Origin of the sequence: Serratia microhaemolytica (assembly GCF_004011885.1) — a bacterium.
In the GTDB taxonomy this organism is placed as follows: Bacteria; Pseudomonadota; Gammaproteobacteria; order Enterobacterales; family Enterobacteriaceae; genus Serratia_G; species Serratia_G microhaemolytica.
Genome location: NZ_SBEF01000029.1, coordinates 1 through 24187 on the forward strand (window position 1 = coordinate 1; position 24187 = coordinate 24187).

At 48.8% G+C, this 24187-nt stretch carries 24 protein-coding genes; 13 read left to right on the top strand and 11 right to left on the bottom strand.

Translation table 11 applies throughout. The features are described 5' to 3' along the window. Positions 1-149: 149 nt before the first annotated feature. Together EOJ37_RS10330 and EOJ37_RS10335 are read right to left on the bottom strand one after the other, a co-directional pair. On the bottom strand, positions 150-866 hold the full coding sequence (locus tag EOJ37_RS10330; RefSeq protein WP_127959839.1) for a LysR family transcriptional regulator substrate-binding protein: 717 nt from the start codon (positions 864-866) through the stop codon (positions 150-152). 140 nt (positions 867-1006) lie between these two features. Further along, a complete protein-coding gene (locus EOJ37_RS10335; RefSeq protein WP_240651700.1) occupies positions 1007-1189 on the bottom strand; it encodes a LysR family transcriptional regulator in 183 nt (60 codons plus the stop codon). A 435-nt stretch (positions 1190-1624) separates the two neighbouring features. Between EOJ37_RS10335 and ftsY the strand changes: the two genes are divergently transcribed. The 7 genes from ftsY (at position 1625) to EOJ37_RS10370 (ending at position 8361) form a co-directional block, all read left to right on the top strand. Next, on the top strand, positions 1625-2833 hold the full coding sequence (gene ftsY / locus EOJ37_RS10340; protein WP_127959840.1) for a signal recognition particle-docking protein FtsY: 1209 nt from the start codon (positions 1625-1627) through the stop codon (positions 2831-2833). Between the two features lie 5 nt (positions 2834-2838). Next, positions 2839-3513 (top strand): cell division ATP-binding protein FtsE, encoded by a 675-nt coding sequence (gene ftsE, locus EOJ37_RS10345; protein WP_127959841.1) that lies wholly within the window; start codon positions 2839-2841, stop codon positions 3511-3513. Further along, on the top strand, positions 3503-4453 hold the full coding sequence (gene ftsX / locus EOJ37_RS10350; RefSeq protein ID WP_127959842.1) for a permease-like cell division protein FtsX: 951 nt from the start codon (positions 3503-3505) through the stop codon (positions 4451-4453). The genes ftsE and ftsX overlap by 11 nt, the downstream gene beginning before the upstream one ends. 350 nt (positions 4454-4803) lie before the next feature. Beyond that, a complete protein-coding gene (gene rpoH, locus EOJ37_RS10355) occupies positions 4804-5661 on the top strand; it encodes an RNA polymerase sigma factor RpoH (protein ID WP_127959843.1) in 858 nt (285 codons plus the stop codon). Between the two features lie 642 nt (positions 5662-6303). Then, positions 6304-6630 (top strand): thiosulfate sulfurtransferase GlpE, encoded by a 327-nt coding sequence (gene glpE, locus EOJ37_RS10360; protein ID WP_127959844.1) that lies wholly within the window; start codon positions 6304-6306, stop codon positions 6628-6630. A gap of 120 nt (positions 6631-6750) precedes the next feature. Then, positions 6751-7578, top strand: a complete 828-nt coding sequence (glpG, locus tag EOJ37_RS10365; RefSeq protein WP_127959845.1) for a rhomboid family intramembrane serine protease GlpG — start codon at positions 6751-6753, stop codon at positions 7576-7578. A gap of 24 nt (positions 7579-7602) precedes the next feature. Next, entirely contained in the window at positions 7603-8361 is a 759-nt protein-coding gene (locus tag EOJ37_RS10370; protein ID WP_127959846.1) for a DeoR/GlpR family transcriptional regulator, read from the top strand. Positions 8362-8523: 162 nt separating this feature from the next. On the opposite strand, the gene dsbA is transcribed toward EOJ37_RS10370, so the two are convergent. The 3 genes from dsbA to EOJ37_RS10385 all read right to left on the bottom strand — a co-directional run bounded on the left by dsbA (position 8524) and on the right by EOJ37_RS10385 (position 10590). Further along, positions 8524-9147 carry a thiol:disulfide interchange protein DsbA gene (dsbA, locus tag EOJ37_RS10375; protein ID WP_127959847.1) on the bottom strand — a complete coding sequence of 208 codons (624 nt, stop codon included), beginning with the start codon at positions 9145-9147 and terminating at the stop codon, positions 8524-8526. A gap of 34 nt (positions 9148-9181) precedes the next feature. Next, positions 9182-10168 (bottom strand): serine/threonine protein kinase, encoded by a 987-nt coding sequence (locus tag EOJ37_RS10380; protein WP_127959877.1) that lies wholly within the window; start codon positions 10166-10168, stop codon positions 9182-9184. Between the two features lie 152 nt (positions 10169-10320). Further along, a complete protein-coding gene (locus tag EOJ37_RS10385; RefSeq protein ID WP_127959848.1) occupies positions 10321-10590 on the bottom strand; it encodes a YihD family protein in 270 nt (89 codons plus the stop codon). Positions 10591-10719: 129 nt separating this feature from the next. Between EOJ37_RS10385 and mobA the strand changes: the two genes are divergently transcribed. The 6 genes from mobA (at position 10720) to EOJ37_RS10415 (ending at position 17043) form a co-directional block, all read left to right on the top strand. After that, positions 10720-11310: a molybdenum cofactor guanylyltransferase MobA gene (gene mobA / locus EOJ37_RS10390; RefSeq protein WP_127959849.1), complete on the top strand. Its 591-nt coding sequence runs from the start codon at positions 10720-10722 to the stop codon at positions 11308-11310. Continuing rightward, positions 11280-11852 (top strand): molybdopterin-guanine dinucleotide biosynthesis protein MobB, encoded by a 573-nt coding sequence (mobB, locus tag EOJ37_RS10395; protein WP_127959850.1) that lies wholly within the window; start codon positions 11280-11282, stop codon positions 11850-11852. Before mobA ends, mobB begins: the two co-directional genes overlap by 31 nt. A gap of 515 nt (positions 11853-12367) precedes the next feature. Then, positions 12368-13069, top strand: a complete 702-nt coding sequence (locus EOJ37_RS10400) for a DUF1120 domain-containing protein (protein WP_162473687.1) — start codon at positions 12368-12370, stop codon at positions 13067-13069. A 225-nt stretch (positions 13070-13294) separates the two neighbouring features. Then, positions 13295-13999 (top strand): fimbria/pilus chaperone family protein, encoded by a 705-nt coding sequence (locus EOJ37_RS10405; protein ID WP_127959852.1) that lies wholly within the window; start codon positions 13295-13297, stop codon positions 13997-13999. Positions 14000-14011: 12 nt separating this feature from the next. Next, a complete protein-coding gene (locus tag EOJ37_RS10410) occupies positions 14012-16447 on the top strand; it encodes a fimbria/pilus outer membrane usher protein (RefSeq protein ID WP_127959853.1) in 2436 nt (811 codons plus the stop codon). A 14-nt stretch (positions 16448-16461) separates the two neighbouring features. After that, entirely contained in the window at positions 16462-17043 is a 582-nt protein-coding gene (locus EOJ37_RS10415; protein WP_127959854.1) for a DUF1120 domain-containing protein, read from the top strand. A 163-nt stretch (positions 17044-17206) separates the two neighbouring features. Here the strand turns inward: EOJ37_RS10415 and apaH are convergent, their stop codons facing one another. From apaH to lptD, 6 genes are all read right to left on the bottom strand, one after another. Continuing rightward, positions 17207-18025, bottom strand: a complete 819-nt coding sequence (gene apaH, locus EOJ37_RS10420; RefSeq protein ID WP_127959855.1) for a bis(5'-nucleosyl)-tetraphosphatase (symmetrical) ApaH — start codon at positions 18023-18025, stop codon at positions 17207-17209. A gap of 1 nt (position 18026) precedes the next feature. Next, positions 18027-18404, bottom strand: a complete 378-nt coding sequence (apaG, locus tag EOJ37_RS10425; RefSeq protein WP_127959856.1) for a Co2+/Mg2+ efflux protein ApaG — start codon at positions 18402-18404, stop codon at positions 18027-18029. 55 nt (positions 18405-18459) lie between these two features. Next, entirely contained in the window at positions 18460-19260 is an 801-nt protein-coding gene (rsmA, locus tag EOJ37_RS10430; RefSeq protein WP_127959857.1) for a 16S rRNA (adenine(1518)-N(6)/adenine(1519)-N(6))-dimethyltransferase RsmA, read from the bottom strand. Continuing rightward, a complete protein-coding gene (pdxA, locus tag EOJ37_RS10435) occupies positions 19253-20245 on the bottom strand; it encodes a 4-hydroxythreonine-4-phosphate dehydrogenase PdxA (protein WP_127959858.1) in 993 nt (330 codons plus the stop codon). Before pdxA ends, rsmA begins: the two co-directional genes overlap by 8 nt. Then, positions 20232-21533, bottom strand: a complete 1302-nt coding sequence (surA, locus tag EOJ37_RS10440; RefSeq protein WP_127959859.1) for a peptidylprolyl isomerase SurA — start codon at positions 21531-21533, stop codon at positions 20232-20234. The genes pdxA and surA overlap by 14 nt, the downstream gene beginning before the upstream one ends. Before the next feature lie 246 nt (positions 21534-21779). After that, on the bottom strand, positions 21780-24146 hold the full coding sequence (lptD, locus tag EOJ37_RS10445; RefSeq protein ID WP_127959860.1) for an LPS assembly protein LptD: 2367 nt from the start codon (positions 24144-24146) through the stop codon (positions 21780-21782). Positions 24147-24187 lie beyond the last annotated feature (41 nt).

Below are 24187 nucleotides of genomic sequence, written 5' to 3' on the forward strand. Positions count from 1 at the left end.
GTTATCAAACAACATACCGGACTGAAAGACAGTATCGCCTCAAAGCGTAGACGGGCCGCCTGGTCTGCTGATTTTCGTAGCGAATTGATGTTTGGTTAAATTATATGCAAAGTGGAATCCCGCCCTGGTGCCATGACCGTCAAGTGAACTTAATTATGAACATCCCAGAGAGTTTTTACCGATTCAATTAATGCCATTACGACCGGTGAAACCTCTCTATTTTTAGCCCAAATAAAGCAAAGTTGGCTGACTGTTTTCTCTTTAGGCCAAATATATACCTGCTGGCTATCTTGTGCAGATAATGCGAGATCTTCTCGCATTAATGTTAGCCCCATTTCCAAGCATAGCAATTCTGTCAGCGTTCGTTCTTGATCAGCCATCATTGAAGGAACGGGAGTTACATTGTTGCGTGCAAAAAATTGCTGAGCAATAGCTGAAAAAGAACATTTATCTCGTGTCGATATCCAAGGGAACTTTGTAATGTCACTCCAGTCTGCGGACTGAATGTTATTGCGCCATGCCCAAGGGCCAACAATGCAGAGCACGACTGGTGCAATAGGCATCACCTCCAACTGTTTATTACTGACATCACCAATCACAAACCCTGCATCCATCTCGCCATTGATCACCGCATCGATGATATGCCCAGAGATATTCTGCCGGATGGTCAAATTAACATTGTGGTGACGTTGTCGCAGCTCGGCTAATACACCGGGTAAGTTTAAGATCACCAGAACTGAAATAGTCCCGAGCACACATGCACCTACCTCATTTAACAACCTGGCTTTTTGTACAACCCTGTTCACGGCTGCCAAAGCAATCGATGCCTCATCACGCATAGCAGCACCTGCATTGGTCAGTTCCATCCCTCTGGGAGTGCGACAGGGCGGGATTCTACTTTGATTAATATTTATACTTTAGGCGTCTGTACATAAAATCTGATGAAATTTCAGGAATAAATTGATGTTTTTTTTACGTAGTAACGCCATTCTTGGTTTAAAATTAATCAATTTAAAAGTGGAATCCCGCCCTCGGGAGTGCGATTAAACAAGCGCGCCTTAAACTCACTTTCAAGCGACTTTATATGTGCACTGACGGCAGGTTGACTGAGGAATAGCAGATTAGCAGCACGCGTCAAACTAGCAGTTTCAGCCACGGTGACAAAAGTTTTTAACTGGTTAAGATCCATCTAGTTTCACCTTATAAGTAAACCACACATAAAAACTTGAGCCTCGTAACAAAGCACAACTCATCTTAACGCGCCTTCAATCCGTAGCGTAGAGTGTTATCAGATCAAAATGAACTGGAAAATATCGAGTTGCAATTGATATCACAGAAAACCTAAGTCACTGTTCGTGGTTCGCACAACACCCATCCCATCGATGAGCGCACTAGGCTGGCATACACATGTAGACAAATTGATTTTTCTATACTGCTTTGTAAAACTGCCCTCCTGCACCGCGTGGCGATCCGACACAATTTTCCGGCTAATTTATGATAAGATGCTGCACTTATCCTACCTCCTGCTTTGGCTAAGCCATTCCAGCATGAGGATATTCACCGTCTATCGCTGTAGGCGTCATGGTCACATTTGCAAGCCATTACTACGGATCAAGGTCATAACATGGCAAAAGATAAAAAACGTGGGTTTTTCTCCTGGTTTAGTTTTGAACAGAAGGAGCCAGAGCCGCCAAGTGAAACAGTCGCTGAACCGGTAGCAGATGAGGCGCCTGTAACTGAGTCAGCGCCAGAATCAGAACCTGATCAACCCGTGCCGTCGGTTGACGTCACAGAGCCAGAGCCAGAGCCAGAGCCAGAGCCAGAGCCAGAGCCAGAGCCAGAGCCAGAGCCAGAGCCAGAGCCAGAGCCAGAGCCAGAAAGGCTACCCCTGGCACAGCCAACATTACCAGCCAAAGAGGGGTTATTTTCCCGCTTAAAACGCAGCCTGCTAAAAACCAAGCAAAACCTTGGTTCCGGTTTTGTCGGCCTGTTTCGTGACAAAAAAATCGATGATGAGCTGTTTGAGCAGTTGGAAGAACAGTTGCTGATCGCCGATGTTGGTGTCGAAACAACCAGTAAAATTATCACTTCACTCACACAACATGTTAGCCGTAAACAGCTCAAAGATGCTGATGCACTGTACAGTAAACTAAAACAGGAGATGGCTACGATCTTGGCTAATGTTGATCAGCCGTTGCAGATCGAGGGCAAGCAGCCATTTGTGATCTTGATGGTCGGAGTGAATGGCGTGGGTAAAACCACCACCATCGGCAAACTGGCACGTCAATTCCAGCATCAGGGCAAGTCCGTCATGCTGGCGGCAGGCGACACCTTTCGTGCCGCCGCAGTGGAACAGTTGCAGACTTGGGGCGAGCGTAATCAGATTGCGGTGATTGCGCAGCATACTGGTGCAGACTCCGCTTCAGTGATCTTCGATGCACTCCAGGCAGCAAAGGCACGTAATATCGATGTGCTGATTGCCGATACCGCAGGACGGTTGCAAAACAAAGCTCACTTGATGGAAGAGCTGAAGAAAATTGTGCGTGTGATGAAAAAACTGGATCCACAAGCACCGCATGAGATCATGCTGACCATCGATGCGGGTACTGGCCAAAATGGCGTCAGTCAGGTGAAACTGTTCCATGAAGCGGTTGGCTTAACCGGTATCACACTGACTAAACTTGATGGCACAGCTAAAGGCGGGGTGATCTTCGCGCTGGCCAATGAGTTTGGTATTCCGATCCGCTATATCGGTGTTGGTGAAGGGATTGATGATTTGCGCCCGTTTAACGCTGACGATTTTATTGAGGCACTTTTTGCCCGCGAGGATTGAGACCAATGATTCGCTTTGAACATGTCAGTAAAGCCTATTTAGGAGGGCGGCAAGCACTACAAGGCATCGATTTCCATCTGCATCCAGCTGAGATGGCCTTTCTGACCGGACACTCTGGTGCAGGGAAAAGTACCCTGTTGAAGTTGATTTGTGGCCTTGAGCGCCCAAGTGCAGGTCATATTTGGTTTAATGGTCATGATATTAGCCGGTTAACCAACCGTGAAATTCCATTTCTGCGTCGCCAGATCGGGATGATTTTTCAAGATCACCACCTGTTATTTGATCGCACTGTGTTTGACAATGTTGCCATGCCGCTAATCATCGCCAGAAGCAGCATGGAAGATATTCGCCGTCGTGTCTCAGCAGCACTTGATAAAGTGGGATTGCTGGATAAAGCAAAAAGTTTTCCCATCCAGTTATCAGGGGGAGAGCAACAGCGAGTCGGTATTGCCCGTGCAGTAGTGAACAAGCCAACGGTATTGTTGGCCGATGAACCAACCGGTAACTTGGACGATGCATTATCAGAAGGCATTCTACGTCTGTTCGAAGAGTTCAACCGGGTGGGTGTCACGGTATTAATGGCCACTCATGATACCGGGCTGATTGCCCGCCGCCAGCACTACCGCCAGTTCACTCTTAAACATGGGCGCATGTTGACGGGAGGGCAGCATGGTGAGTAAAGAAAAAGGTCGCAATAAATCATTGCGTATTAGCAGTTATCAACAGTGGCGCTTCGCTTGGAAGGATGCCTTGAGCGATGTGTTACGCCAGCCATTGGCTACCCTGCTGACCCTGATGGTAATTGCCATCTCACTGACCCTGCCAAGCAGTTGCTACATTATCTGGAAGAACGTCAATTCGGTCGCTGCCAAGTGGTATCCGTTGCCACAACTGACTGTCTACCTCGATAAAACACTCAGCGATGACGCCACCACACAACTGTTTGCCAGTTTAGCAGCACACACCGGTGTTGAGCGGATAAACGCATTATCACGCAAACAGGCGCAAGAGGAGTTTCGCCGTTGGTCAGGGTTTGGTAACGCCCTCGACCTACTGGATGAGAATCCACTGCCTGCGGTAGCGATTATTACCCCTACCGCACATTTTCAGCAGTTAGATAGACTCAACACCTTGCGTCACCAACTCGCCGAGCTGCGAGGCGTTAATGAGGTGCGCCTAGATGATAGCTGGTTTGCGCGCCTAAGTGCGTTAACTGGGCTGGTTGGTCAAGTTGCCGCGATTATCGGTCTGTTGATGGTCTTGGCAGTATTCCTAGTGATTGGCAACAGCGTTCGGCTCACTATCTTTGGTCGCCGAGACACCATTAAAGTGATGAAGCTGATTGGTGCCACTGACGGCTTCATTTTGCGCCCGTTTCTGAAAGGTGGTGCACTGCTTGGAGCGCTTGGCGCCCTACTGTCATTGTTGCTTTCGGCTTTGCTGGTTTTGCAGATGGAACACGTTGTTAGCCATGTCGCCAGCGTGTTCGGCTCCTCGTTTGTGCTGCATGGTCTAACATGGGATGAGGCATTGCTGCTATTCTTAATCTCCACGGTGATTGGTTGGACAGCTGCCTGGTTGGCGACAGTACAACATTTGCGTCGATTTTCTGTACAATAACTGACTTAACCACTTGCTGGCTCAGTCAATAACGGTATAGTCTACGCCATTGTTGCGTTGTGTCGTTGCAGTAACAATCAGCCACATGCCACTGACAATGTACTGATGTGTTATCTCTGTTCGCCATCGTTCTGTTCGATGGTTCCCCGTTGCCATCGCAGGCGGGGAGCAAGTAAAAAAGTCACCACTGATTTTATTTTCAGTGGGTTAGGGAAGATAAAAAAACAGTGAACTTTCAGCACAATCCAAGGTCAAGATCTGGGTGCTGGGGCAATTACACTGGGTTGATTATAAAGTGCCGGTGACAATACCCACCACAGTATCGCCGGTGTTATCAGAAGAGGGTTTCAATGACCAGAGAAATGCAAACTTTAGCCTTATTTCCACAAGGCAGCTTGGAAGCCTATCTGCGGGCGGCCAACTCCTACCCGATGCTAACTGCAGAGGAGGAGCGGGAGTTGGCTGGACGGCTGCATTATCACGGCGATCTGGAAGCTGCCAAGCTATTGATCTTGTCCCATCTACGTTTCGTTGCCCATATTGCTCGCAACTATTCGGGCTACGGTCTGCCACAAGCTGATCTGATCCAGGAAGGCAATATCGGCCTGATGAAAGCGGTGCGCCGCTTCAATCCAGAAGTGGGCGTGCGCTTGGTGTCATTTGCCGTGCATTGGATCAAAGCAGAGATCCATGAATATGTACTGCGTAACTGGCGCATTGTGAAAGTGGCAACCACCAAAGCACAGCGTAAACTGTTCTTCAATTTGCGCAAAACCAAACAACGTCTTGGCTGGTTCAATCAAGATGAAGTCGAATTGGTCGCGCGTGAACTGGGCGTCACCGCCAAAGATGTACGTGAAATGGAGTCACGTATGGCCGCACAGGATATGGCTTTTGATCCAACACCGGAAGATGAGCCGCATGGCGATCATAGCGTTGCACCGATGCTCTACCTACAGGACAAACGTTCTGACTTCGCCGAAGGGATCGAAGAGGATAACTGGGAAAGCAGTGCTGCGGACAAACTGGCTTCCGCTTTGGAAGCACTCGATGAGCGTAGCCAACATATTATCCGCTCACGCTGGTTAGACGACGATAACAAGTCAACACTGCAAGAGTTGGCTGATCACTATGGTGTTTCTGCTGAGCGTGTACGTCAGTTGGAAAAAAATGCGATGAAAAAACTGAAGATGGCGATCGAAGCCTAATCTTCAGCACTCATGCCTGCACATTCCGGCGATCGCCTTGAACTGTGCAGGTTGCAGAAATCAAAGCAGTGCGTGCTCAGCTCACCCACTGCTCTGATCATCCGCGCAACTGAAGTTAGCTGTTCACCTACACTTCGGCACTGGTCATTTTTGTGCCACCTCTCTCTGTGCTGCTTATTGTTGTATAACAAAAAAATAGCCGAGACTCCTCGTTAAACACCAACCACGGCATAACCTCGGCATGATGTTCGAAAACTGCAATAACGGTAAAAAGAGCACGGTAAAGCTTGAAAATGTCGGACAAGCGTAAACGACAGCGCAGTGCGGATCACCAAATCGTTGCTAAAGTTACTGTTACAACCAAACCAACCGGCTATTTTTTGCTTTCTTTTCCAGCGCCCCTAACGGTAAAATTGACTTTGATCAATAAAAATGATTGTAAAAACTGATTGGTTGTTTGCCATTGATAAATTTAAACTATTAAAAAGTTAACCTCAACCCACGCCGTGATAACGTTAAGTTAGTTTTAACAATGCGTTAGTTAACCCCAAAACTGATGGTGATTGTGAAATCGTGTCACGTAGGTATCTCACGGTAGCGTTATAGCGCCACCACTGAACCACCAAATATAGAGCAAACTTTATGAAATCCTTTATCAACATCAACGTTGAACAGGCCGAAGAACTATTACAAGCGGGTGAAACCACTCTGGTAGACATTCGTGATCGACAAAGTTTTATCGCAGGTCATGTCCCCGGAGCACAGCACCTTAACGGTGAGAACCTGGCTGAATTTATGCAACTAAATGGCTTTGAACGGCCGGTCATGGTGATGTGTTACCACGGCAATAGCAGCAAAGGCGTCGCACAGTATCTATTGCAGCAAGGGATTGAGCAGGTTTACAGCATTGATGGCGGTTTCAGTCACTGGATCGATCGTTTTCCACAACAAGTTACTACTGCCGATTGATCTCAAAAACAATCCGGCATTTGGCAAATTTTCTCGTGGTCGATGCAGATAATTTGCCTTCACCGCCGGTTCCAACGTTATAATCCTGCTCTTACTCTGCTCTGGCTAAATGGAATATTTATGGTTCGTGTGATCGCTATCGCCAGCTATCCGTTGGCACAAACCTTTGTTGATTACATGGCAACACAAGGCGTGCTGCTTACCGTCAAAACAAATGATGACGCGACTGAAATCTGGTTAGAGGATGAAACGCATTTGGATCAGGTTTTGAATGAACTGAATAGCTTTCTGCAAAATCCCCAGCAGCATCAGTATCGGGCAGCCAGTTGGCAGAGTGGTAACACCACGGCCAAACTCGATTATGAACGCTTCTCCTACCTACAGGTGATCCGCAGTAAAGCTGGGCCATTAACGCTGCTGGTGATGATCCTCGCGGTACTGGTCTACATGTTGATGCAGCTCGTGGGTGACTACAGTGTGATGCGCTGGTTAGCCTGGCCACAACACAACGGACAATATCTGCAAGCGTGGCGTTGGGTCAGCCATGCATTACTCCACTTTTCGCTGCTCCATATCAGTTTTAATCTGGTCTGGTGGTGGTACCTGGGCGGGCCGCTGGAAAAGCAGTTGGGTAGCGCAAAACTGTTCGTGTTGGCCGTTGTATCTGCCTTTTTCAGCGGCTGGGTGCAGTCACTGTTCAGTGGCATCCTGTTTGGTGGCCTCTCGGGTGTCGTTTACGCGCTGATCGGCTATGTCTGGTTAACCGGTGAGCGTCGCCCTATGTTGGGGCTATCTCTACCACGTGGCATCATGGCGTTTTCCCTGCTCTGGCTGGTTGCGGGTTACTTTGACCTTTTCGGCCTCCGACTAGCGAATGCCGCACACTCTGCCGGCTTACTGCTCGGTTTGTTAATGGCATTCTGGGATACACGCCAACGCAGCAACTGATCGCTGTTGGTATGAGAGGATCACATGAAGCAGACACAACGTCATGATGCCATTGTTGAACTGGTACAGTCGCAGGGCTACGTCAGTACGGAAACTCTAGTGGAACACTTTGCCGTCAGTCCGCAAACTATCCGGCGTGATCTTAATGAGTTGGCACAACAGAACAGAATACAGCGCCATCATGGCGGTGCTGCGCCACCTTCTAGCTCGGTGAATACCGCTTACCATGACCGCAAGATGATGTATTCAGAACAGAAGCAGCGTATTGCTCAACAGGTCGCCAGTCATATTCCTGAGGGTGCAACGCTGTTTATTGATATCGGTACCACACCAGAGGCCGTTGCCTATGCACTCATGCAACATAAGAATCTGCGGATTGTGACCAACAACCTCAATGTCGCCACGTTATTGAGTGCTAAAGAAGACTTTCGTCTTATCTTGGCCGGAGGTGAGGTACGCACACGTGACGGTGGCATTATGGGTGAAGCCACTCTTGACTTTATCTCTCAGTTCCGTCTCGATTACGGGATACTCGGTATTAGTGGCATCGATCTCGATGGTTCATTGCTGGAGTTTGATTACCATGAAGCGCGTACCAAACGGGCGATTATTGAAAACTCACGCTGCGTCATGCTAGTCGCCGATCACTCAAAATTTGGGCGTAATGCAATGGTCAATCTTGGCAAGATGGATCTGATTGATTATCTGTTTACCGATCAACAGCCACCAGCCAACGTGATGAAAATTATTCAGCAGCACAAGGTACAACTGGAACTGTGTTAGCGATAACACGCATCAGGGTTAACAGAATCGAGATGATTGCGTTCAACAGGGGCAATCGCTGTGGCAAATTTTATTTAAAATCTTACAATAAATTTCAATAGGTTAGATCACGTTGTGCCAGCCAACAATAATACAGCTAAGCACAACGCACATTTTTAACGCCTACTTCTTCTCGGCTAAAAATTTCACTAATTGAGCAAACTGTGCTACATAACCATCGATTGAACTGGTATCGAGACCGTCATTTTTCACCATGTATTTGCCATTAACAAATACCGCAGGTACACCACGCAGTTGTAAATCTTGTGCCGCTTTCTCCTGTTTCACCACCAGCGATTTAACCACGAAGCTGTTCAATGCAGCATCATAATCTTGTGCAGAAACACCGGCATTAATAAACAGATTACGGATATCATTGACATTGTTGACTGAACGGGTCTTTTGAATCGCTTCAAACATCGGTGCAGTAATTTTGTCTTCCACACCTAAAGCCATTGCCACCGCCCAGGCTTCGGTTAACTGCTTACCTAACGGCCCCAAAAACTGTACATGATATTTCTTCATCTTAGTCTCTGCTGGCAGTGCTTTTTTTACCGCATCAGAAACATGATACACCTGCTCAAACTGATAGCAGTGTGGGCAGTAGAAAGAGAAAAATTCCAGCACCTGCGGTTCGCCAGTCACTGGTTTGTTCAAGGTGGTGTAGTGTTTGCCATCGGTAAATGGAGCCGCTGAAACACTCGCTGCCATTACCATGCCGATCAATGCTAACCAGATCTTCTTCATCGCTTAAAACTCTCTATAAATAAATGTTAATGCGTCAATACATTGGTGTCAGTTGCAAAGGTGGTTCTTGCAGACGTAGCACCGACTCGGTAAATGCCGCCGTTTGCGACAGCCAAAAATCAGATTCAACCATCCAGGGGAAACTACGGGGAAACGCTGGATCTTGCCAACGACGCGCCACCCATGCCAGATAATGCACCATTCGCATCGCCCGTAGCGGTTCAATCAGCGCCAACTCGGCAGGGTCGAAGCTGGCAAATTCACTATATCCTTCCAGCAGAATGTCGAGTTGCATCCGCTGTTCATGTTGCTCACCATGCAACAACATCCATAAATCCTGAACTGCTGGCCCATTACGCGCATCGTCAAAATCGACAAATAACGGCCCGTCACGCCAGAGAATATTGCCTGGATGGCAATCACCATGCAAACGGATTGGTCGCCAATCAAGTCGCCAGCGCCTGCTAATTGCCGCAATCAATTGCTCGGTTGCCAGTAAAAAAGCGTCACGCTCGGCTTTCGGTACCAGTTCACACGCGGTGAGTACCTGCTGTGGTGCTGTCAGATACTCTTCAATACCGATAGTTGGCCGCACGATAAATGGCTGTTCCGCGCCCAATTGATGCAACCGCCCCAGCACTGTTCCCATCTGCTCCAATTGCTGCAGGTTGTCTACCTCATATTGTCGACCACCGACACTGGCAAACAGGGCAAACTGCCAATCGCCATAGCTATGCAGGCTATTGCCCTGCAATAACAGCGGAGAGATCACTGGCAGATGGCGGTTAGACAACGCAATGGTAAATTGGTGCTCTTCAATAATCTGTTCTCTACTCCAGCGTTGTGGCCGATAGAACTTCACCACATAACGCTGCCGTTGCTCATCATTGAATTGATAAACACGGTTTTCATAGCTGTTGAGCGCCGTTAGTCCAGAGTCAACACGCACTCCAACCGTTTCCAGTGCATCCATGATCAAATCAGGAGAGAGGCTGGCAAAATTAAATGCAGCTAAATTCATCATTATTTACTCACAACAAGACCTGATGAGCGATCACACCGATGCTCAGTGGACAAAAAGCGCCTACCTGGACCTGATTGCAGTCATCACTGCAATCCACGTCATTAGCCTCCCGCCACCGAATCATCTGCATCGAAAAACAACAAGCTGGCTCACTCTTTTATCACACCACGCGCACGCAGCAGTGCGGTTTTGAAATCAACTTCATAATCTTTCTGTAACCCAGGGATCTGATCAGTAGCGGCACTGCCACGCATTTTTAAATGGTAGATCAGAATATCGTCACTCAGATCCGTCAGCGCACCCTGAAAACCTGCTTCCACAGCCAGCTTCTGTAAAAATTGCACCAAGCTGAGATCAGGATCCTGTTGCCAGGCTGGATGCAGCAGTTCAATTAACTCATTTACACGATGGGTTTTCATAACACAGCTCTCATTCAGTGAAGACGATGTTTGCCCGCTAACAGTACGATGCAACAATCAAAAGTCAATGCTAATCTTTGCCCGACATTAGCGTTACAATCAAACGCTGAACAACAGTGGAGCCGGAAGATGCGAACAGAAATCACGGGTGTGATCCTGGCGGGTGGCACGGCTCGCCGCATGGGTGGCATCGATAAAGGACTGCTTATGGTCGGCAACCAGCCACTCTACCAACATGTGCTGGCACGTCTGAAGCCACAAGTCAGCCGAATCCTCATTAATGCCAACCGCAACCTGGAAAGTTATCGGCACAGTGGCTGGCCGATAATACCTGATCTCACCACTGACTACTGTGGGCCGTTGGCGGGGATGCTGGCAACCATGAAAGCGTCACAAAACGAGTGGATCAGTTGTGTGCCTTGCGATGTGCCCGATTTCCCGTCAGATCTGGTAACACAGCTCTGGCAGCAAAAAGGCAATGCCTTAGCTGCCTACGCTGCTGATCGGCAACGTGCCCACCCAACCTTTGCACTGTTGCACACCAGTCTGGCGGGCAAACTGGCTGATTACCTCGCGGCAGGAGAACGTAAACTGATGCTGTTTATGGCAACGATTGCTGCCCAGGCGGTGGTTTTTAACGCTGACACCGATGTCTTTCGTAACCTGAATACCCTACAGGAGTGCCAACAATGGTGGCAGGAAAAAAACATACGACGCTAACACGCTCAGCACCCGCTCTGCTGGCGATTTCCGCTTATAGCGGCACAGGGAAAACCACGCTGCTTAAGCAGCTTATTCCACTGTTAAAGCAACATCAGATCAATGTCGGGGTGATTAAGCACAGCCACCACGATATGGATATAGACACCCCTGGCAAGGACAGCTATCAATTGCGTCAAGCTGGCGCAGCACAAACTTTGGTTGCTTGTGATCAACGTTGGGCATTAATGACTGAAACCCATGCCGAACAACCGGTCAATCTGCACTATCTTGCCAGCCGTTTTGACCATAGCAACATCGATCTGATCCTGGTTGAGGGTTTCAAAAACGAAGCGATCAGCAAGATTGTGCTACATCGTGCAGCCATTACGCAGCCACTCAGCGGTATGCTCGATCAGCACGTTATCGCAATTGCCAGTGATCACCCTGTGACTGGTTCTCATCCGTGGCTAGATATCAACCAACCGGCTACCATTGCCGCTTTTATTATTCAATGGCTAACACTGCAACACGCCAGCAACTGCACTGATACAGCGATCTAATCCACGCTCATCTCTGCTTCGATGCTACTCACGCTACACCGCCCGCACTAGCGACTTGAATTGAATCATTAATAAGCTATTTTAACTAGTTTTTTTATCTTTTAAAGCAACCCAGTCAGAGTTAAAACACTTAAAAAAACAAATATACAAACTAATAAACCAAAATTAAAAGAAACATAAAAACAATATTTGACATAGATTATCACATCCGAAACTATAGCAACATTGACTGTAGCGGGTGAGTGTTCCAACACCGGTTGTCAGTTGGAACGAAGAAGTCATGGAGCATTTTGAAGAAAGGATTGGTTACTACCATTTTCATACTGTTTGATCTGTCAATAGCCTCAATATTTGATCACGCTTACTGCCAATGCGGCGGAAGAGCAACAATAGAGCAAACAGAAAAGTGAAAAAAGAGCTGCAGGAAAAAGTATCCCCCAGCACCAATCCTGATTCCCCCCCTGCTTAGACAGTTAATCTCCAATCCATTCAACACAAATAAGGATATGTACGTTATGTTACGACAAGTTAAAAAATCCGCTTTCGCATTGGCAGTCATTGCTACTACCTCTCTGCCTGCTTTTTCAGCTGGGATCGAGCTCACCGTTAAAGGCAGCATCACACCCGCAGCCTGTGTACCTACCGTAGATAAAACAACAGCCGACTTTGGTAAAATCTCAGCAGATTCATTAAAGAGCGACCAATACGTTGTGCTGGATGAAGTACCGCAGTTTCTGTTCACCATCAACTGCCCAGCGCCAACCGCAGTGGCAATCAAAGCGGTGAATAACACCAATGAGGGTAACATCGGCGGCGCAGCACAGGGCGTAAGCAAAACGGGTTATACCGTCGTTGAAGGTGTCGATCTGTTTGGTCAAGGTTCAACAAGTTACACGGCGGGGTTAGGCTTACACGGCGAGCAAAAGATTGGCGGCTTTGGGCTACGTTTAACCAGATCTATGGCCGATAACAGTGCAGTAGGGATGCTAAAATCGACAGAGTATCAGGAAACTACATGGCAAACTGAAACTACAGGTGAACTATTCCAGCCTACGACTACCTACATCACCTGGGGCAGTGGCAGCACTCCTCAAGCATTCAGTAAACTGACGGCGCTGATTGAGGTTGCCGCTTTTATCAACAAAACTTCAGATCTCACCGTAGATAAAGAGATTTCTTTCTCTGGCAGCACTACGCTTGAGCTGTTCTATCCATAACAGAGATCGCGTTTAATCAATTACACTCGGTGCCGTTGTTGCCCTAGCAGGCTGTTTGATAACGGGGCCACCTCAGTACCGAGCTGTGTTGAAGGTTTTTTGGATGAACGTGTTGGATGAACGCACTGAATGGCGGTGCTGACTGTTGATGCCGTCATCACTGATGTCGTTTGCTATCCCCATTAATTGCTTGCACCTCGATTTATAAAAAATAAGATAAACATAATGATAAACAATAATATCTTTAAATCCCTGGCGATGATGCTATTGCTGATACCCGCCATTGGCCATAGCACCGGTGTGATACCTGAAACTTCCGTGGTGATCGTGGAGGAAGAGTATGGTGAAGGCGCCATTACGCTTCAAAATTCAGATAATTTTCCGGTGCTGTTATTAACAAAAATTCAAAACATCAAAGAAGACAATGAAATACTGCTAACAGTAACACCACCTGTCGCACGCCTAGAACCGGGTAAGGCACAGCGGGTACGTTTTATCATCACCAGTAAAACCGCGCTAAAAACAGAGCGGTTAAAGCGAGTGATTTTTGAAGGTATTCCACCACAGCAAAAAGATAAAACGAATAAGTTGCAAGTCACGATCCGGCAAAATTTACCGGTGATTATCCGCCCAGCCGGATTAGCGCGAGAGGATAAACCATGGAGACATCTGGTCTGGCAACGGCACGCTGACACCATTACTGTCAATAATCCTTCCGCTTATGTGGTACGAATTAATCAGTCACTACAGACACTGCCCGATAACAGTGAGTGGATACTGCCTGCCACCTATGTGCTACCTGGGCAGACTTTGACACTGCGTCCAGTGAACAACAGCAAAAAATGGAAGTCCGCACAGAGGATCCGCCTCAATCCGGTTACTACTTGGGGCCACAGCACAGCAAGCTATGATGCTAACCTGATTAATTGATAGGGAATTCAAGTGCCGTCAACAAATCGTATTAGCGCCATCAGTGCGCTACCGTTCGCTCTGTTAACTGGACTGACACTGTCACCGCTCGCTTTAGCCGTGGAGGCTGTTATCGATGTCGCAGAAGTCGATTTTGATTCAACAATACTGCAAGCGCGAGGTGTTGCCCCCGAGTTAGCAGACTTCTTCCGACAAGCACCGCGCTTTTTACCAGGAGAGAACATCGTTGAGCTGCTGGTGAATGGTCTATCGCGTGGAAGGGGCAAAGTCCGCTTCGACAGTGAAGGTAATTTATGTACCGACAGAGCCTTCCTGAAACTGGCTGGCATGGTACTACCACCCAGTACAAAAAATAGCGATCCACTTACCTGCTTCGATTTAAGCCAAACTTGGCCACAGACTGAACTGACACTACTGCCCGGCGAAGAGCGCATCGAACTGGTGGTGCCACAACAGGCGATAGCGGCGGAGGAGTCAGAACAGCAGGATAATTGGCAGCACGGCGGCTTTGCCGCCATGTTCAACTATAATGCGCAATATATGGACTCAGCCGGCAGTGGTGTTAGCATGATGCAGATCAGTAGCGAAGCCGGTTTTAACTTAAACGACTGGGTAGTACGTAGCCGCCAAACTTTTTCACGTTTGAATGATGAAAATAATGTTCGCCACCACGCAGTCTACGCCCAACGCTCATTTACCAGCATCAAGAAAGTGCTACAAATTGGTCAGATCAGTCTATCCAACTCTATGTTTGGTACTGGCCAGGTGATCGGTTTCCAGTTCTTCCCTGAGTCTGCCCTGCAACCTCGTCCTCGTGGTGGTGCTGTGGTTCAAGGGGTTGCCAACAGTCAGTCCGTGGTAGACGTGCGGCAAGCCGGCACACTGCTCTATCGCACCACCGTGCCGACTGGCCCATTCCGCCTGCAGGGGTTTAAACTGGTTAACACTCACTCCAACCTCGAGGTGACGGTGACCAGTAACCGAGGGGATAAGCAGCAGTTCACCGTACCAGCCTCTGCTCTGCTTCCTGGTTTACTGGCCAGTGGACGAGCATTAGCACCTGGCCTGTCATTCGGTGCGGGGCGCCTGAACCAAGAAAACAGCAATGAAAACCCGGTAGTTGGCACTATCGCCAAGGGGTGGAACCTGACACCGACAACCACACTTAACGCCGGTGTGCTCGGCTCCGTTCTCTATCGTGCTGCGGCCATCGGCCTCGATACCCGACTATTTGCCGGCACCCAATTTTCGATGCAAACCACATTCGCGGCAGACAGTCATCACGATAACAGCGGAATACAGGGCAGCGTCTCACTGAATAATCAACTCAGTAAACAGTTCTCTGTTTATGCCAATGGTTCACTGCAAAGTGGCGGTTACCGCGAACTGAGTGATGCACTGCAACCCACCGATCTTTATGCCAACCGGGCTGATCGTTACCAGATAGGTGGTGGCGTTAACTGGACACAAGAGACCATCGGCACCCTGTCGCTCTCCTGGGGGCGTAGCGCCCAACGTGGTGGTGAACATCATGATTACTTGCGTGGTAGTTGGAATAGAAAGTTTGCCCATTTCACCCTACTGGCCAGTGTTGAACACAGCGCAGCTACCGCAACCAGTAGTGCAGAAAATCGGACTTATCTGCGCGCCAATATTCCGCTTTCACACGGCAATATCAGCAGTACGCTAAATAATGACAAATCTGGCACTCGGGCAGGGTTCAGCTATCATAATCGTGGAAATAAAGATTGGGGCTGGAGCCTTTCTAGCGATCGTAATTTCCGTAGCCGCTATACTTCTACCAGTGGCACGGTTAACACGCTCACCCCTATTAGTCGTCTGAATGCCAGTTTGAGTCGGGATTCGAACAACTTTACTAGTTGGTCACTGACTGCCAGTGGCTCTGCGGTACTGCACAGCGGTGGCTTGAATTTCTCACCACACCGTATTGGTGATACCTTTGGTATTGCTAAAGTAGGTCAAGAGAAAGGAGTGCGTATTGATACTCCAGCAGGCCCCACTTGGACTAACTATTTGGGTTATGCCCTATTACCGGTACTGAGTGGTTATAAACGCTCTGTAGTACAGATGGACACCCGCACCTTGGCGAAAAACAAGGACATTATCAATGGCTGGCAACAAGTGGAACCTGCTCGTGGTGCCGTGAGTCATATCAATTTTGATTTAGTGACGACACGGCGAGTATTAATTGATGTCACCGATGAGCAGGGCAATCCGCTGCCTTATGGCGCCGCTGTTTTTGATGACCAAGACAACTTCGTCACTGTAGTTGCTGCTAACAGCAGTGTATTTATCAACGACGTCAGCAATATTCGCCAGATGTCGGTACAAGCTGATGGCAGTACTATTTGCTCTTTTACCCTCTCATTGCCAGAAAAAACTGACGTGAGCGGACTTTATGAAATCGCGACAGCAGTATGTCGTTAACGGGAGGATATCGTATGCAACTGTTCGATCTCCATGCTTTGCTTCATCTATGGCGACTGACACTGGTTGCTGCTGGTTTGGCCCTCTCCGGTTATGCCAGCGCTGAAGTTACCGAACAGACAGAGTGTAATATCTCTGTCAATATGCCGGTTGTCGACTATGGTAAAAACTATCGTAGTGAGTTACCGCTAACCAGCGATAACTCACGCTCATTTGGTAAACGTAAGCTGACCTTGAGTATTGTTTGCCCTTCTGAGCAGCCGATGCGTTTACAGTTACATGGTGAAAAAGCGCAAAATGATTTTTTACGTTATGAGAAGGGATACGTAAAAGTTGAAATCCTGCAGGGACAACTGGATGGCAAAAATATCCAGTTCGCTATGCTGGGTGCCGATAATATACCCACTGGCTCACCTGCCAATAACTTGGCAATACGGCCAAATGATCGCTTTGCCGTTACACTGAACAATCAGGTAGCCAGCGGAACAACACTGAATGCACAGATTGAGGTTGAAGCGATACTGCCGGATAATTCTGTACGTGTCAGTGATTTTACGTCCTTCACCACCTCGATGAGTGTCGAACTGCTAAATTAACTGCGTTGCCTATCTATGCCACCACACCAGGCATAGATAGGCAAACATCTCCCTTCGAGCGCAGATTGAGCGGCCTAACTGAGAACATGCATTATCCAGCAAGCCTTTTCATCCAACCCTGTTAACCACCACCTCGCTTATTGTGGTATCACCCGTGCTGTTGCTACAACTCACTCAACAAGGGCTGGCTGAAGAATTGCCGATCTTCCCAACGTAACATACTCAGTGTCCCTCCCCAACAGCAGCCCGTGTCCAAGCCTATCACCCCGTTCGGTGTCCCTTTACCTGCCAATGAGGCCCAGTGGCCAAAAATCAGGGTGTAATCGTCAGGTATCTGGCGCGGTAAATCAAACCACGGCTTTAACGGTGCCGGTGCACTGGCTGGCGGATCTTTACAGATCATATCCAATTGGCCGTTGGGGAACACATAACGCATTCGTGTTAATGCGTTGGTGCTAAAGCGTAACCGTGCCAAGCCACTCAGTTCCTGACTCCAGTGGTTCGGCATATCGCCATACATCGAATTGAGAAACAGTGGATAACTGTCGCTGCTAAGTACGGCTTCAATTTCTCGTGCACACTGTTTTGCTGTTGCCAAATCCCACTGTGGGGTAATACCGGCATGGCTCATGATCAGTCCGCGCTGCGGATCGACCTGCAACATTGGCTGACGGCGCAACCAGTTGATTAATAGATCACAATCTTCTGCCGCTAACAGTGAACTGATACGATATTTTGGTTTGTCACGGCTAATACCCGCATAGATCGCTAGCAGATGCAGTTCATGGTTGCCTAGCACCATACGCACTGCTGAGCCAAGCGAGTGTACATAACGCAACACCGCCAGCGAGTCTAAGCCACGCGAGACCAGATCGCCGGTTAGCCATAGCTGATCACGCTGCGGATCAAAATTAACTTGCGCCAGTAGTGCGCGCAATTCACGATTACAACCGTGAACATCACCAATAAGATAGGTAGACATATCAATGAATCAACGTTGGGATCGCCAACCGGAATACTGGAATTGTGCTACGAAATGGCTGCCCGTGATGATCGACCATTTCGTAATGTCCTTGCATGGTACCGAGCGGGGTTTCCAAGATCGTGCCGCTGGTATACTGAAATTCGCTACCGGCATGGATAATCGGCTGTTCACCAATCACCCCCTCACCCTGTACCTCAGTCTGACGCCCATTGCCGTTGGTGATTAACCAGAAACGACCGAGCAGTTGCACCTGGAAGCGCCCAAGATTACGAATGGTGACGGTATAGGCAAAAACGTAACGCTGCTCGTCTGGCATCGATTGTGATTCCACATAGACGCTCTGTACCTGAATGCATACACGAGGCGAATCAATCATGATCAAGACTCCTTTATTTGCATTACCTGTTATCGCGGATTTATTGGGCTATCGATCACTGCTGTTCTGACAAACAATTGGCCAATCGACAATACTGCTCGACGGATATATTTTCCGCCCTAAGCGTTGCCTCAATACCTAACTCCAACAGTTGTTGTACTGAAAACAGATCGCCCAAGCTGTTACGAATGGTTTTGCGCCGCTGGTTAAATGCTTGAGTGGTGATGCGGCTAAGCATCGAAAGATCTTTCACCGGATGTGGCAACACCGCATGAGGCACCAAACGCACCACCGCAGAATCAACTTTAGGAGCCGGACTAAATGCCGTAGGAGGAACTTCCAGCACAGGGATCACATTACAGTAATATTGTGCCATCACGCTAAGGCGCCCATAGGCCTTGCTGTTCGGCCCAGCGACCAAGCGATTCACCACCTCTTTTTGCAACATAAAATGCATGTCACGGATCGCTGAACTGTAGTCAAACAGATGAAACATCAATGGGGTGGAAATGTTGTAAGGCAAATTGCCAAACACACGCAGTGGTTGATCGGTTGCCAGCTCAGAAAAGTTGACTGTCATGGCATCCTGCTGATGGATAGTCAATTTCTGTTTTAATTGTGGATGTTCGGCCAAACGTGCCGCCAGATCACGATCAAGTTCAATCACCGTAAGATGATCAATCCGCTCGGCAACCGGCAGCGTTAACGCCCCTAAACCTGGGCCGATTTCGACCATCGCTTCACCGGGTTGTGGATGAATGGCTGACACAATGCTGTCGATAATAAAGCGGTCTGTCAAAAAATTCTGGCCAAAACGTTTACGGGCAAGATGCCCCTGATGGACTCTGTTATTCATGGCAATTGCTGGTCATTTTTATGGCGAGATCTAAAGCCGTCTTGAAACTACCCGCGTCAGCAGTGCCGCTGCCCGCCAGTTCCAACGCCGTGCCGTGATCAACCGAGGTGCGAATAAATGGCAAGCCTAGCGTGATGTTCACCGCCCGACCAAACCCTTGATATTTAAGTACCGGCAAGCCCTGATCATGATACATCGCCAGCACGGCATCTGCGTGTTGCAGATATTTCGGCTGAAACAGTGTATCTGCGGGCAGTGGGCCAACCAATTGAACACCGCTGCTACGCAGTTGTTCCAACGCAGGAATAATCACATCCAGTTCTTCACGCCCTAAATGCCCGCCCTCTCCAGCATGAGGGTTCAAACCACAAACGTAAATTTTCGGCTGTGGAATACCAAATTTGGTTTTCAGGTCATGATCGAGAATGGTGATCACTTCACACAAACTCTGTTGGCTAATAGCACCCGCGACAGCCGCCAGCGGTAAGTGAGTGGTCGCTAATGCCACACGTAGCTCGGCACAAGCTAACATCATTACCACACGTTGACAGTGGCTGCGTTCAGCAAAAAACTCAGTGTGACCACTAAAGGCAATACCCGCATCGTTGATCACCGCTTTATGCACCGGCCCGGTCAGCAACGCATCAAATTCACCTTGTAAGCAGCCATCACAAGCACGAGCTAACGTCTCTACCACATAGCTGCTGTTGGCAACATTGAGCTTGCCAGGCACCACTTGTGCCGTGAGCGCGATCGGCAACAACGTCAAAGTACCGCTCCGTTGTGGCTCGGGTGGTAACTCCGGCTGATAGTGGTTGAGTGTTAATGGCAACTTGAGTTGTTTGGCGCGTTGCTGCATCAGCTCGGCATCAGCACAAACCACCAGTTGCACTGGCCAATCCTGCTGCGCCAGTTGGATCAGCAGATCGGGGCCAACACCCGCCGGTTCTCCCGGCGTGATGACGATACGTTTATTCTTGTGCATAGGTGCTATCGAGGATCTTAACGTAGGCAGCGGCGCGTTGCTCTTGGATCCAGGTTTGCATCTCTTCGGCAAACTTACGGTTAAAGATCATCTGGTAAGCTTGATCTTTCTGTGCCGCATCGGTTTTATCCACCTTGCGACTGTCAATCAACTGCACCAGATGCCAGCCAAAAGAGGAGCGAATGGGTTCACTCACCTGCCCTTTTTGCAGTTTCATCAACGCATCACGAAATGCTGGATCATAAACATCCGGTATCGTCCAACCCAAATCACCACCGCGCAATGCTGAACCTGGATCCTGTGATAACTGTTTTGCCTGCTCTTCAAACTTTGCTTGGCCATTTTTGATCGCTGCGGCCACTTGGCGCAGTTTGGCTTGCGCCTGCTCATCGGTCATGATGATCGAAGGTTTAAGCAGAATGTGGCGCGCATGAACTTCAGTCACCGAAACTGGCTGTGAACCGCCACGTAGATCATTCACCTTCAACAGGTGGAAACCCACTGGCGAGCGGATCGGGCCGACAACCTGCCCCTTCTTGCTATCGACCAACTTCTCAGCAAACAGCTTTGGCAACTCTTGTAATTTGCCCCAACCCATCGAACCGCCACGCAGTGCCTGCGCATCGGCAGAATAGGCCATCGCCAGTTGGCCGAAATCGGCACCTTGTCTGATCTGCTTGAGTAAATCTTGGCTGGTTGCCAATGCATCATCAATCTGCTGCTGTGATGGGTTTTCTGGCAATGGGGTAAGGATATGGCTGAGATTGACCTCAAGTTGCGAGGTCTTCTGCGCGCTAATCTGCGCAGCTAACGCTTCAACTTCCTGTGGCAGGATGGTCACCCGACGGCGCACTTCATTGTTGCGCACTTCAGAGGTCAACATCTCTTTGCGAATTTGTGCCCGGTAGGCGTTGTAGTTAATGCCTTCGTAAGCCAGGCGGCTACGTAGTTGCTCAACGCTCATTTTGTTTTGTGCAGCGATATTGGCAATCGCACGATCAAGATCGGCATTCGAGACAGATAGCCCGATTTTTTCTGCCATCTGTAACAGGATGTTATCAACAATCAACCGTTCCAGGATCTGATGACGTAATTGGCGATCTGCCGGTAACTGTTGCCCCGCCTGCTGTGCATTAAGCTTGACCGAATGCAGCAGATTGTCGACATCACTCTCCAGCACCACACCGTTGTTAACAACGGCGGCTACTTTATCAATCGACTGCGGTGCAGCGAACGCGGTATTGGTAGCGACTACCAAACCGAGAAGAAGCATTTTCCAGTTCTTCATACATCTCTCATTATCTAAATCCGCCAACGCGGGTAACAGTTTGACAACCAGTCAGTGCCGCTGCCAGCGCAGCACCTCAATCACTCTGGCTATCCTGATTAAAAGCCTTAGACATCATCATCTAACTGATAAAAAGCCAATTATGGCACTTAATGCCGCTAACTGACGATGACAATGCCAGTTCAAGTATGCAACTTTTGCTCATCATCCGTGCAGGTACCAGCAGAACGCTGTCTGCGGAAAATGTTAGAACGTGCGCTGGTAAGGCAGAATGCCAGAACGCAGCATACCCATGCTACCTAAATTGTGATCATTGTTAAGACCACGTAATTCAGCAGAGAGCGAAATCTTATTGTCATACTGGCTGAATTGCCGGTGACTATCCCAACCCGTAATAATACGCTCATAGCCAATATTTACGGCCCAACAGCAAGTGTTGTAACGCAGCGCCAACAGTTGGTTGGCAGTCTGCTTCGCACGGGTATCATAATAATAGCCGCCTACCAGCGCCCAACGGTCAGCCACTGGCCAACTGGCCATGGTACCAATCTGCGAGATGCCATCCTGATACCCTTGATTGCTGATAGTCGGCAAGGTAGCAGAGATATACTCTGGACTGGCATAGCGATAGTTGAGCTGCACCATGCGGTTTTCGTCCTGACGATACTCCACCGCAGCATCCCCCAACGCCACACTCTCTAGACGTGGATCATACTGTGCTCCAGCACGTAACCCCCAACGCTGATTCATCTGCCAGAAAGTATCCGCTGCCCAAACAATGGTGCCGGTCTCATTACCATTATCAAAGTTGCTGCGCTGTTCACCAGTACGCGAGCTGTTGAGATAGTAGATTTGACCCACTGATAGATTAAAACGTTCAATCAACGCATCATCATAAATGCGTGATGTGACACCAAACGCCAAACGATTCTGTGAGGCGATACGATCCAGGCCACTATAGGCACGATCACGGAACAGCCCAAAGTAATCGCTCTGCAGCAGCGTTGAGTCGTAGGTGTAGATATCACTTTGATCACGATAGGGCACAAACAGATACTGCATACGCGGCTCAAGGGTTTGCATATAGCCCTCAGCCTCGTCAAGGCTGCGCTCAAACACCACTTTACCGTCGGTTTTAAATTGCGGCAGTACCCGGTTAACTGAGTTATCCAACTCTGGCACCTCGCGGCCAGGGTTACGCCAGGCATAGTCTGCTGCAAAACCCTGCGGCACATTCTGGCGGAAATGGGTCGCCATCACTTTCACTTCAGTATTCAGTGTGCCCCAATCATTGGCCAACGGCAGGTTAATCGCCGGTTCAATATGCAAGCGTGTCGTCTCTGGGTTGTTCGAATTGACGCTGGTAAATCTGGCAATCTGAGCATAAGCCTGCAGATCAAACGGACCAAGATTGGTCTGATAATAGTTGATATCGAGCTGCGGCTGTGAACGGTAGGCATTCTGGTTACCAGCACCACTGAATACCTGGAACTGTTTTGATGACAGGGCGAGATCCCAATATTGATCAGCATAGCCAACACTCAGCTTCTGTGTCGCATAGCCATCCGTGGTCGAACCATACTGCGAGTTCAGATCGGTAAAATAGTAGGTATCACTCACACGGGTGTAATCAACATTAAAACGCCAGACCTGGTTCATCACGCCGCTGTGATCCCAGTAGAGTAACCAGCGTTTGTTATCCCCCGCTGAAGCGTGATCTTTGGCATACAGATCATCACTCGGCAACCAGTCAAAAGCGAGCGTACCTGTTCCAGGAGCCGCCAGATAACGGAACTCGTTTTGCCACTGTAGGCCACGGCGACTCATGTAACGCGCGCTGATGGTCGCATCAAAATTTGGTGCAATATTCCAGTAATAGGGTTGGATAAACTCAAAACCGTTGATCGAACCATATCTGGCATTAGGAACCAGAAACCCGGAGCGGCGGTTGCTACCAACCGGCAACTGCATATAGGGGCTATAGAACACCGGGATACCGGCAATATTGAAGCGAGCATTCCAGATCTCGATAATCTCTTCTTCACGATCGTAGATCACCTCAGAACCGACCACCAGCCAACTGTTATCTCCCGCCAGGCAAGTAGTAAAGGAACCCTCCTTGAGCACGGTGTAACGATTCTGATCACGTAATTTGATCTTCTCTGCTGCACCGCGCCCCTGGCGCCCGACCAGTTGGTAATCACCCTGATAGACATCGGTATCTTTACTGGCCAGATTACTCCAGGCTCTTTCACCACTGAGCTGTATCTGATGATCAGCATAATGCACATCACCCGTTGCCGTTACCGTGCGGAGGGGTTGTTGCTGATCCAGTTTGTTTACCTGACGCAACTCAACCTGTTTGGCCAACAGCGTACTGTTACCCTGTTCAACATGGACATTGCCAGTAAATAACACGTTATTCGGGTACTCTGCCTGTGACTGCTCAGAGTAGACCGTCACCGGCAGTGTATCGGGATCATCGGTGATGATCGGCTTATCGTAAACCGGCACACCGATCATGCACTGCTCAGCCAGGCTGGCCTGCAGTTGCTGACTATAAATTGCTGCCCAAACCAGTGTGGCCAGCAGTGTTGGGAAACTTTTCTTCATAGGTTGATTGTTAGTGTTCCATCATCAAAGGCTGCTATATC

What these genes read in the sequence shown, in the direction of transcription:
- rpoH (WP_127959843.1), top strand. Translation starts at nt 4,804, where the DNA reads ATGACCAGAGAAATGCAAACTTTAGCCTTATTTCCACAAGGCAGCTTG.
- ftsX (WP_127959842.1), top strand. Translation starts at nt 3,503, where the DNA reads ATGGTGAGTAAAGAAAAAGGTCGCAATAAATCATTGCGTATTAGCAGT.
- ftsY (WP_127959840.1), top strand. Translation starts at nt 1,625, where the DNA reads ATGGCAAAAGATAAAAAACGTGGGTTTTTCTCCTGGTTTAGTTTTGAA.
- EOJ37_RS10415 (WP_127959854.1), top strand. Translation starts at nt 16,462, where the DNA reads ATGCAACTGTTCGATCTCCATGCTTTGCTTCATCTATGGCGACTGACA.
- EOJ37_RS10405 (WP_127959852.1), top strand. Translation starts at nt 13,295, where the DNA reads ATGATAAACAATAATATCTTTAAATCCCTGGCGATGATGCTATTGCTG.
- mobA (WP_127959849.1), top strand. Translation starts at nt 10,720, where the DNA reads ATGCGAACAGAAATCACGGGTGTGATCCTGGCGGGTGGCACGGCTCGC.
- lptD (WP_127959860.1), bottom strand. Translation starts at nt 24,146, where the DNA reads ATGAAGAAAAGTTTCCCAACACTGCTGGCCACACTGGTTTGGGCAGCA.
- glpG (WP_127959845.1), top strand. Translation starts at nt 6,751, where the DNA reads ATGGTTCGTGTGATCGCTATCGCCAGCTATCCGTTGGCACAAACCTTT.
- mobB (WP_127959850.1), top strand. Translation starts at nt 11,280, where the DNA reads ATGGTGGCAGGAAAAAAACATACGACGCTAACACGCTCAGCACCCGCT.
- pdxA (WP_127959858.1), bottom strand. Translation starts at nt 20,245, where the DNA reads ATGCACAAGAATAAACGTATCGTCATCACGCCGGGAGAACCGGCGGGT.
- EOJ37_RS10335 (WP_240651700.1), bottom strand. Translation starts at nt 1,189, where the DNA reads ATGGATCTTAACCAGTTAAAAACTTTTGTCACCGTGGCTGAAACTGCT.
- ftsE (WP_127959841.1), top strand. Translation starts at nt 2,839, where the DNA reads ATGATTCGCTTTGAACATGTCAGTAAAGCCTATTTAGGAGGGCGGCAA.
- apaG (WP_127959856.1), bottom strand. Translation starts at nt 18,404, where the DNA reads ATGATTGATTCGCCTCGTGTATGCATTCAGGTACAGAGCGTCTATGTG.
- EOJ37_RS10400 (WP_162473687.1), top strand. Translation starts at nt 12,368, where the DNA reads ATGTTACGACAAGTTAAAAAATCCGCTTTCGCATTGGCAGTCATTGCT.
- EOJ37_RS10385 (WP_127959848.1), bottom strand. Translation starts at nt 10,590, where the DNA reads ATGAAAACCCATCGTGTAAATGAGTTAATTGAACTGCTGCATCCAGCC.
- glpE (WP_127959844.1), top strand. Translation starts at nt 6,304, where the DNA reads ATGAAATCCTTTATCAACATCAACGTTGAACAGGCCGAAGAACTATTA.
- rsmA (WP_127959857.1), bottom strand. Translation starts at nt 19,260, where the DNA reads ATGAATAACAGAGTCCATCAGGGGCATCTTGCCCGTAAACGTTTTGGC.
- surA (WP_127959859.1), bottom strand. Translation starts at nt 21,533, where the DNA reads ATGAAGAACTGGAAAATGCTTCTTCTCGGTTTGGTAGTCGCTACCAAT.
- dsbA (WP_127959847.1), bottom strand. Translation starts at nt 9,147, where the DNA reads ATGAAGAAGATCTGGTTAGCATTGATCGGCATGGTAATGGCAGCGAGT.
- EOJ37_RS10370 (WP_127959846.1), top strand. Translation starts at nt 7,603, where the DNA reads ATGAAGCAGACACAACGTCATGATGCCATTGTTGAACTGGTACAGTCG.
- EOJ37_RS10330 (WP_127959839.1), bottom strand. Translation starts at nt 866, where the DNA reads ATGGAACTGACCAATGCAGGTGCTGCTATGCGTGATGAGGCATCGATT.
- apaH (WP_127959855.1), bottom strand. Translation starts at nt 18,025, where the DNA reads ATGTCTACCTATCTTATTGGTGATGTTCACGGTTGTAATCGTGAATTG.
- EOJ37_RS10380 (WP_127959877.1), bottom strand. Translation starts at nt 10,168, where the DNA reads ATGAATTTAGCTGCATTTAATTTTGCCAGCCTCTCTCCTGATTTGATC.